The following is an 8517-nucleotide window of genomic DNA, read 5'->3' on the forward strand; positions in this document are numbered from 1 at the left end:
GCGCGTTGGCGGGCTGGGTTGGATCCCCCCCCGGTTCGTCTCCCCTCCCACGGCCGGCGGCGCATCCACTATGACCGGTAGCGGAAGCGGATCCGGCCGCGGGTGAGGTCGTAGGGGCTGAGCTCCACGAGCACCCGGTCGTGCGGGAGGATCTTGATGTGGTTCTTCCGGACCTTCCCACTGATGTGGGCGAGCACGATGTGCCCGTTCGGGAGTTCCACCTTGAAGTTGGCGTTGCGCAGGCACTCGACGACGGTGCCCTCGACCTCTATGCCGTTGGCTGTCTTGGTCATGGCTCTCACCTCTTTGTTCTCTTTGTTCGTGTGACGCTGTGGTCGGTTCGGAAAAGTGTGGCGTGGCGTGGCGTGACGGGGCGTCAACGACGCACGAGCTCCAGGGTGCTGTTCACGCGCCGGGCGCCGATGCCCTCGAAGAGGGCGGTGGCGGCCGCGTTGGACTCCGTGACCTCGGCCCAGACCGAGGTCGTGCCGGAGCGGTGCAGCGCGGCCAGCGTGTCGGCCAGCAGCGCCCGCGCGATGCCGTGTCGCTGCGCGGCGGCCCGGACGGCGATCAGCCCGATCCGCGGCTGCCGGGTCAGCGGCGCCACCCGGAGCAGCCCGACGTACCGGCCGGCCTGCCGGGCCACCGCGTACTTCGACGGGTCGACCACCGTGGTCCCCGCCGGACGCGGCAGCACCTGGGCCGGCATCGCCGCCCAGCCGGCGCCGGCCTCGATCTCGGCGTGCAGGACCCGGTCCAGGGCACGCAACGGCGCCTCCGCCGCCTGCCCGACCGGCACGATCGCCACACCCGCCGGAGGCCGGACAGCGCCGAGCCCGGTGACCTGCGGATCGCTGGGTATGAGATAGCCCCACTCGCGACGCACGGTGGTGAAGCCGGCCCGCTGCCACGCGGACACCGAGTCGTGATCGGCCTCCTCCGCCACGGCGTGCAGCGGCGCCGGCAGGTCCGCCGACATCACCTCGGCGATGCGGTCGAACACGGCGCCGTGCCACGCGTCGATGCTGACGAAGAGTCGGCCGTCGGGCCGGAGGGAAGCATCACCGCGGCCGACCACCTGGTCGCCTTCCACCGCGTGCCACTGCGCGTCCGACACCCGCATGACCGCGATCTCGCGGTTGCCGGTGCCCGGGATGGAATCAGAAACGTTCATGGCGTTGCCTTTCGAGAGTGCCTGTTCGAGGCGCTCCCGGGCGACACCTGAGGTCAATCGCCCGCCGTGACGGAAAGGGGGAGCACCCACACGGATACAGCCTTCATGGGTCTCACCTCCTCGCGTTGTTTCACGGCTGCGCAGACAGTAACAGCCACCGGCACGCCCGCCCAACCCATTTATCGAGCCACCCCGGCGGCGGCCGGGCACACCGCCGGCCTGGTCCGTCCCGTGTGCGGACCCGGCCGGGTGCCCCCTGGGGGCGGCTGTGGGGTGGTGGTCAGGCGGTGTGCGGTGGTTCGCCCGGGAGGTGGGCGGAGCAGGACGGGACGCCGTCGGGCCAGGCCGGGCCCTGGAGGTAGACGTTGCTGATCCGGCACGGGCGCTCAGCCCCAGGGCGGCCTGCCCGTCCCCTCCGCCCACAGCGCGAGTGCCCGCCGGTCGACGGTGCGGATGCCGACCTGCGCGCAGAACGCGGCGGCGGCCTTGGTGAACGAGTTGGTCGTCACCACGGCGGCCAGGTCGCAGCGGTGCACGTCGCGGTAGGTGCCGTTGACCTTCTGGACGTCATCGGAGCCGACGAGGGTCCGTGGCCCGTACCGCTTGGCCTGGATCAGGATCCGCTGCCCGGTGGGCGTGGTCGCCAGCACGTCCGCCGCGAGGTCCCCGGCTCCACCGACCACCGTCACCTTCGTACAGCCGTCCCGCCGGCACAGGTCCGCCAGCGCGTGCTCGAAGGCCTTCGGGGTCATCGTCAGAAACGGTCCGATGTGCCGCAACTGCGCCGCCCGCGCCTCCAACTCCCGCTGCCTGGAGCACACTCGGGCGCGCAGCACGGCAACGCCCACCGCCGCGCCCACGGCCAGCACCACGACGACCAGCACCAGGTGATGGGCCAACCACCGCACCAGCAGCGAGACCAGGACGAGCCCGACCACCGCCACCACACCCACCAGCAGCGCGTTGTCCCTGGCCTGCCGCGCCCGGCGGGCGGCGTTCGACCGACGTCGTCGGACAGGCCTGCGAGCCACGGCATTCCCCCTCGCGCCACGGTGTTCGTGCGAGCGTAGAAGCCACGGTCACCCGGCCGCCCGTGATCCCGGCGAACTCCCCCGACGGCGGTCCCGAGTTGTCCGGATCCCTGCGCCCGACGGCCGAACACCCGTCATCGAGTTGCCCCTGCCCCCGTCCTCGCCGACAGATCCCCCAGCTCCACCACCGCGACCGTTCATAAATCGAGTGGCCCGCGGTGCGCCCGTGGCGTTAGTCTCGGAGGCATGGACGTCATGGACCGAAGCATCACCGCAGCCGCGCGAGCGACCAGCTCGCCGGTTGCCGCCGTCTGACGTACGTCTTTCTCCCCCGGCGACCGGAAACGGTCCGCCGGTGCCGGTTTCGGGGCGTTCCTTCCTCGGTTCCGTTGATCGCGTGGACTCGTTGTCCGGTGCCGCCGTCCGGCACACACGCGAAGGAGCCACCCTCATGAACACCGACCAGCTCGTCCGCACCTTCATCGAGTACTTCGAGGAGCGCGGCCACCGCCGGATCACCGGCTCGACCCTGCTGCCCCCGCCCGGCGACCCGGTGCTGTTCACCACCTCCGGCATGCACCCGCTCACGCCCTATCTGGAGGGGCGCCCGCACCCGCTCGGCAGGCGGCTGGTCAACGTGCAGCGTTGCCTGCGCACCACGGACCTCGACGAGGTCGGCGACCGCACCCACCTCACCGTCTTCGAGATGCTCGGCACCTGGTCGCTCGGCGACTACGAGGGCCGGCAGAGCCTCGACTGGGGCTACGGACTGCTCACCGACGGGTTCGGTGTCGATCCCGGCCTGCTCCACGTCACCGTCTTCGGCGGGGACGACCGGGTCGGCCCGGACACCGCCTCCCTGGAGTTGTGGCAGGACCGCGGGGTCCCGGTCGAGCTCACCGTCGAGGACAACTGGTGGTCCAACGGACCGACCGGCCCGTGCGGCCCCGACTCGGAGATCTTCCTGTGGACCGGCGACACCCAGCCGGAGTCGACGCCCACGCGGGACGACCGCTGGGTCGAGGTGTGGAACCACGTGATGATGCGCCACCGGAGGCTCGACGACGGTTCGCTCGTCCCGCTCCCGCAGCGCAACATCGACACCGGCCTCGGCCTGGAACGGCTCTCCTCGCTGTTGCAGGGCCGGTCGTCGGTCTTCGAATGCGACGTCTTCGACCCCTGGCGCCGCCTCGTACCGACCCTGTGGCAGCTGGACGAACCGTCGCTGCGTCTGGTCTACGACCACCTGCGCTCGGCCGTCGTCGTCATCGGCGACGGCGTGCTCCCGTCCAACACCGGCCGCGGCTACGTGCTGCGCCGCCTGGTGCGCCGGGTGCTCACCGTGCTCCACCGGGACGACCCGCAGCGCGGGCTCGGGGACCTACCGGACGAGCTGGTGCGGCACACCCTGGACCACTTCCGCCAGGACGTGGGCTCGGACGCGGTCCGCCGGGTGCTGCTCGACGAGGAGCGCCGGTTCGGCCGCCTCCTGGAACGCGGTCGGCAGGTGCTGTCCCGGCCCCGGTTCCGCGGCCCGCTCAGCGAGGACGACCTCCACTACCTCCACGACACCCACGGCCTGCCGCGCGACCTCGTCCTGAACCTGCGCCCGCAGTGACGGGAGGTGGTCTTCGACAGCCTGACAGGCCGGACGGCTCAGCGGTACCAGGTGCGGATCGCGGCCGCGGTCTCGCGGACGTCGGCGTGCCCGGCGCGGATGCGGGTGGCGAGGGCGACGGCCTGTTCGGGTTCGGCCGTGACGATGACGCCGGAGGCGCTGAGGTAGGAGGCGGCGACCACGGCGGCGAAGTGCTCGTTGCCGGACTCCAGGGCCGGGACGCGGACCAGTTGGTGCATCAGGGCGGCGGCCCGCTGGTGAACGGCCTCGTACACGGGGACGTCCATGACGGAGTCGGCGTGTCGGGCGACGGCGGCGGCCAGGGATCCGTAGTCGGTGATGTCGGGGTCGTGCGACAGGCACTGGTGGGCGATGTCGAGTAGCCAGGCCCGGTCGATCCGGAGGATCACGCGGCGCCCGCCTCGGGCATGGGGACGAACCGCGCGCGCTCGTCGAGGGCGCGGCGCACGGCGTCGTCCGGTCGGACGGTCAGCTGCTTCACGGTCGCGAGCGTAGCGAGGTGTAGCATGCGCTACCAAAGCTCGGTGGATCCGCCCCCGACCAGTGCGCGGACTGTGTCAGAATCCGCGTCGGTACCATCCGGCACGGGTCGGCCCGCCTGGACGGACCTGGCGGACCGACCCTACTGAAGGCTGAACTCAACTGAGTTCAGCCGACCAACCGGATCAGAACCACTCGGGCCGGCAGTCCCCCGCCGTCCGGTCGAGACTGTCGAGCAGGTCGAACTGCGGGCCGGTCTTGGGGAGTTCCACACGGAAGAAGTGCCGGGCGGCCTGCCGCTTGCCCTCGTGGAAGGCGTCCGTGCCGTCGCCCAGCGCGAGGTACTGCTCCAGCCAGATCCAGGCCAGCACCACGTGGCCGACGGCCTCCAGGTAGGTGGAGGCGTTGGCCAGCGCGGTCGCCGGGTCCCCGGTCGACCAGAGCACGGCGGTGGTCCGCCCGATCCGGTCGGCGGCCTGCTGCAACGCGGCGGCCAGCTCGGCCGCCTCACCGCCGAGCCGCACGGCCCGCACGGCGGTCGCCGTGAGGGTGTCCAGGAGCAGCTTCAGCCCGGCGCCGCCGTCCATCACGACCTTGCGGCCGAGCAGGTCGAGACCGTGGATGCCGTGGGTGCCCTCGTGGATGGGGTTGAGTCGGTTGTCGCGGTAGAACTGCTCCACGTTGTACTCGCGCGTGTAGCCGTAGCCGCCGTGCACCTGGATGGCGAGGTCGTTGGCGGCCAGGCACCACTGCGAGGGCCAGCTCTTGGCGATCGGGGTGAGGACGTCCAGCAGCAACTTCGCCCGCGCCCGGACGGGCTCCTGCTCGGCCGTGGCCTCCTCGTCCAGCAGATGGCTGCAGTACAGGCCGAGGGCGAGGGCACCCTCCACGTAGCTCTTCTGCGCCAGCAGCATCCGGCGCACGTCCGCGTGCTCGATGATCGGCACCTGCGGGGCGTTCGGGTCCTTGGCCGCGAGTGGACGGCCCTGGGGGCGGGTGCGGGCGTAGTCGAGGGCGTGCAGGTAGCCGGTGTAGCCGAGCGCGGTGGCACCCTGGCCGACGCCGATCCGGGCCTCGTTCATCATGTGGAACATGTAGGCGAGCCCGTGATGGGCCTCGCCGACCAGGTAGCCCACCGCGCCCGGGGCGCCGCCCGGGGTGTGCCGCCCCTCGCCGAAGTTGAGCATCGTGTTGGTGGTGCCGCGGTAGCCCATCTTGTGGTTGAGACCAGCCGGCACCACGTCGTTGCGCTCGCCCAGCGTGCCGTCTTCGTTGACCAGGAACTTGGGCACGACGAACAGCGAGATGCCCTTCACACCCGCCGGACCGCCGGGGATCTTGGCCAGCACCAGGTGGACGATGTTCTCGCTCAGCTCGTGGTCGCCGCCGGAGATCCACATCTTGGTGCCGCTGATCCGGTACGTGCCGTCGTCCTGCGGCACGGCACGGGTGGTGATGTCGGCGAGCGAGGAACCGGCCTGGGGCTCGGAGAGGCACATGGTGCCGAAGAAGCGGCCCTCGACCATCGGGCGGACGTAGGTGTCGACCTGCTCCGGACTGCCGTGCGCCAGCAGCAGGTTGGCGTTGCCGACGGTGAGCAGCGGGTAGGAGGCGGTGGCGATGTTGGCGGCCTGGAACCAGGCCCGGCAGGCGTTGGCGACCACCACGGGCAGCTGCTGGCCGCCGACCTCGTAGTCCATGGTGGCGCCGACCAGTCCGGCCTCGGCGAAGACCTTCAGGGCCTCCTTGACCTCCGGGATGACGTGCACCCGCTCACCGTCGAAGCGGGGCTCCTCGGCGTCGTTCTTCTTGTTGTGGGTGGCGAAGTGCCGGGTCGCGATGGCCTCGCTGAGGTCCAGCACGGCGTCGAAGGTGTCCCGGTCGTGGTCGGCGTAACGGGGGCGGCGGGTGAGGGCCGCGACGTTCAGCCAGTCGTGCAGCAGGAATTCGAGGTCGCGGCGGGAGAGCAGCAGGGAGTCCAAGGCGAGGCCTCCGATCGGCGAGGGCAACAGGAACGGGCAGGGCAGTGCGGGAGGGCCGGAGCAGAGCGGGAGGGCCGGAGCAGGGACGGGCGGGCGAGGGTGTGATCCGGTACACACCGACCGGCGAACCCGAACCGGTTGACGCCGGGGCCATCCTGCCCCAGCCTTTGGGTCTAAGCAAGCGCTTAGTCACTGAAAATGGAAACTGCAAAGGGGAACTCATGGCCGGAGCCGCCATCGCCGCCGTGGACGCCGTGGTCTTCGACTACGGCGGCGTCCTCACCGGGCCGGTCCGCGAGTCGATCGCGGCCTGGCTCAAGGCCGACGGCATCGAGCCGGCCTCGTTCTCCCGCACGCTCAAGGCCTGGCTGTCCCGCGACGCCGAGCAGGGCACGCCCGTCCACCGACTGGAGACCGGCGAGTTGACGGTCGAGCAGTTCGACGCCCTGCTCGCCGCCGAACTGACCACGGTCGACGGCCGAGCGGTCGACCCGGTCGGCGTGCTGGTCCGGCTGTTCGCCGGGATGCGGCCCGACCCCGCGATGTTCGAGCTGGTCGGCGAGCTGCGCGGGCTCGGGATCCGGGTGGCCCTGCTGTCCAACAGCTGGGGCAACACCTACCCGCGCGAGCTGATCGACGGACTCCTGGAGCCCGTCGTGATCTCCGGCGAGGTCGGCCTGCGCAAGCCGTTGGCGCCGATCTACCGGCTCACCCTGGACCTGCTCGGCCTCCCCGCCGGGCGGGTCCTGTTCGTGGACGACGCCGAACCGAACGTGCTGGGCGCCCGCGCGGTCGGCATGCCCGCCCTGCTGCACACCGACGCCGCCACCACCAGGGCCGCGCTGGCCGAGCTGGTCCCCGGCCTGCGCCCCCGACCCTGAACCACGATCCTCCACCGTCACCACCGAGGCGTTGGCCATGAGCACCACCACCCGCACCGCCGTCGTCACGGGTGCGGCCCGCGGCATCGGAGCCGGCGTCGCCAGGCGGCTGGCGGCAGACGGCTTCGCCGTCGCCGTCATCGACCTGGACGAGGCGGCCTGCAAGCCGGTCGTCCAGGAGATCGGAGCCGCCGGGGGCCGGGCGCTCGCCGTCGGCGCCGACGTGAGCGACGAGCAGAGCGTGCAGGCCGCCGTGGAGCGGATCGCCGCCGAACTGGGCGAGCCCACCGTGCTGGTGAACAACGCCGGCATCATCCGCGACAACCTGCTGTTCAGGATGACCCCCGGCGAGTGGGACGCGGTCATGAACGTCCACCTGCGCGGCTCGTTCCTGATGACCCGGGCCGTCCAGGGCTACATGACCACGGCGGGTTGGGGGCGGATCGTCAACCTCTCCAGCACCTCCGCGCTCGGCAACCGCGGCCAGGCCAACTACGCGGCGGCGAAGGCCGGGATCCAGGGCTTCACCAAGACCCTCGCCATCGAGCTCGGCAAGTTCGGCGTCACGGCGAACGCCATCGCCCCGGGCTTCATCGAGACCGAGATGACCGCCGAGACCGCCCGCCGGATCGGCATCGGCTTCGAGGAGTTCAAGGCCGCCGCGGCCGCCGAGATCCCGGTCGCCCGCACCGGCAAGCCCGCGGACATCGCCCACGCGGCCTCGTTCTTCGCCAGCGAGGGCGCCGGGTTCGTCTCCGGGCAGGTCCTGTACGTCGCCGGTGGCCCGAAGTCCTGAGTCCGGAATTCCTGAGCAGAGAGCGAGAAGAGACGTTGAAGGTCTTCCAGGGCATCGAGGAGCTGCACCGGGCGGTCGGCACCCACCTCGGGCACTCCGGCTGGCACACCATCGGGCAGCGGCAGATCGACATGTTCGCCGACGCGACCGGCGACCACCAGTGGATCCACGTCGACGCTGAGAAGGCGGCCAGGAGCCCCTTCGGCGGCACCATCGCACACGGCTACCTGACGCTGTCGCTGGTGCCGATGCTGGTGGGTGAGGTGTACCGGGTCGAGGGGCTGCGGATGGGCGTCAACTACGGCGCCGACAAGCTCCGTTTCCCCTCGCCGGTGCCCGTGGACTCCAAGGTGCGTGCCGGCGTCGAGCTGCTGTCCCTGGCGCCCGGCGGCGGTGGCCACCGGGCCACGGTGAAGGTGACCGTCGAGCGCGAGGGCGGCGACAAGCCGGTCTGCGTCGTGGAGACCCTCACCGTCCTGGTGCCCTGACGGACGGAATCCGATCGCGGGCCGGACCGGCACCGCCCCACCGGCA

General features: G+C 71.3%; 9 protein-coding genes. 4 read left to right on the forward strand and 5 right to left on the reverse strand.

Annotated features, from left to right (window positions below):
• Positions 1 to 68 precede the first annotated feature (68 nt).
• The 3 genes from infA to ACFQ87_RS35400 all read right to left on the reverse strand — a co-directional run bounded on the left by infA (position 69) and on the right by ACFQ87_RS35400 (position 2205).
• Positions 69 to 293 carry a translation initiation factor IF-1 gene (gene infA, locus ACFQ87_RS35390; RefSeq protein ID WP_380615024.1) on the reverse strand — a complete coding sequence of 75 codons (225 nt, stop codon included), beginning with the start codon at positions 291 to 293 and terminating at the stop codon, positions 69 to 71.
• Positions 294 to 376: 83 nt separating this feature from the next.
• A complete protein-coding gene (locus ACFQ87_RS35395) occupies positions 377 to 1174 on the reverse strand; it encodes a GNAT family N-acetyltransferase (RefSeq protein ID WP_380615025.1) in 798 nt (265 codons plus the stop codon).
• A 386-nt stretch (positions 1175 to 1560) separates the two neighbouring features.
• On the reverse strand, positions 1561 to 2205 hold the full coding sequence (locus ACFQ87_RS35400; protein ID WP_380615026.1) for a restriction endonuclease: 645 nt from the start codon (positions 2203 to 2205) through the stop codon (positions 1561 to 1563).
• Positions 2206 to 2656: 451 nt separating this feature from the next.
• On the opposite strand from ACFQ87_RS35400, the gene ACFQ87_RS35405 reads away from it, so the two are divergent.
• Positions 2657 to 3823 (forward strand): alanine--tRNA ligase-related protein, encoded by a 1167-nt coding sequence (locus ACFQ87_RS35405; protein WP_380615027.1) that lies wholly within the window; start codon positions 2657 to 2659, stop codon positions 3821 to 3823.
• Positions 3824 to 3861: 38 nt separating this feature from the next.
• Here the strand turns inward: ACFQ87_RS35405 and ACFQ87_RS35410 are convergent, their stop codons facing one another.
• Positions 3862 to 4233: a fic family toxin-antitoxin system, toxin component gene (locus ACFQ87_RS35410; RefSeq protein ID WP_380615028.1), complete on the reverse strand. Its 372-nt coding sequence runs from the start codon at positions 4231 to 4233 to the stop codon at positions 3862 to 3864.
• A gap of 276 nt (positions 4234 to 4509) precedes the next feature.
• Positions 4510 to 6306, reverse strand: a complete 1797-nt coding sequence (locus ACFQ87_RS35415; protein WP_380615029.1) for an acyl-CoA dehydrogenase — start codon at positions 6304 to 6306, stop codon at positions 4510 to 4512.
• A gap of 221 nt (positions 6307 to 6527) precedes the next feature.
• Between ACFQ87_RS35415 and ACFQ87_RS35420 the strand changes: the two genes are divergently transcribed.
• Genes ACFQ87_RS35420 through ACFQ87_RS35430 form a run of 3 tightly spaced genes read left to right on the forward strand, consistent with a single transcriptional unit; the run spans position 6528 to position 8471 of the window.
• Positions 6528 to 7187, forward strand: a complete 660-nt coding sequence (locus ACFQ87_RS35420) for an HAD family hydrolase (protein WP_380615030.1) — start codon at positions 6528 to 6530, stop codon at positions 7185 to 7187.
• A gap of 37 nt (positions 7188 to 7224) precedes the next feature.
• Positions 7225 to 7983 carry a 3-oxoacyl-ACP reductase FabG gene (gene fabG, locus ACFQ87_RS35425; protein WP_380615031.1) on the forward strand — a complete coding sequence of 253 codons (759 nt, stop codon included), beginning with the start codon at positions 7225 to 7227 and terminating at the stop codon, positions 7981 to 7983.
• Between the two features lie 35 nt (positions 7984 to 8018).
• Complete coding sequence (locus tag ACFQ87_RS35430) at positions 8019 to 8471, forward strand: MaoC family dehydratase (RefSeq protein ID WP_380615032.1); 453 nt, start codon at positions 8019 to 8021, stop codon at positions 8469 to 8471.
• Positions 8472 to 8517: the final 46 nt, after the last annotated feature.

The sequence above is a fragment of the Kitasatospora sp. NPDC056531 genome (assembly GCF_042794375.1).
Classification (GTDB): Bacteria; Actinomycetota; Actinomycetes; order Streptomycetales; family Streptomycetaceae; genus Kitasatospora.

Coding starts and splice junctions, on each gene's coding strand:
- infA (WP_380615024.1), bottom strand. CDS start 293: ATGACCAAGACAGCCAACGGCATAGAGGTCGAGGGCACCGTCGTCGAG.
- ACFQ87_RS35395 (WP_380615025.1), bottom strand. CDS start 1,174: ATGAACGTTTCTGATTCCATCCCGGGCACCGGCAACCGCGAGATCGCG.
- ACFQ87_RS35405 (WP_380615027.1), top strand. CDS start 2,657: ATGAACACCGACCAGCTCGTCCGCACCTTCATCGAGTACTTCGAGGAG.
- ACFQ87_RS35420 (WP_380615030.1), top strand. CDS start 6,528: ATGGCCGGAGCCGCCATCGCCGCCGTGGACGCCGTGGTCTTCGACTAC.
- fabG (WP_380615031.1), top strand. CDS start 7,225: ATGAGCACCACCACCCGCACCGCCGTCGTCACGGGTGCGGCCCGCGGC.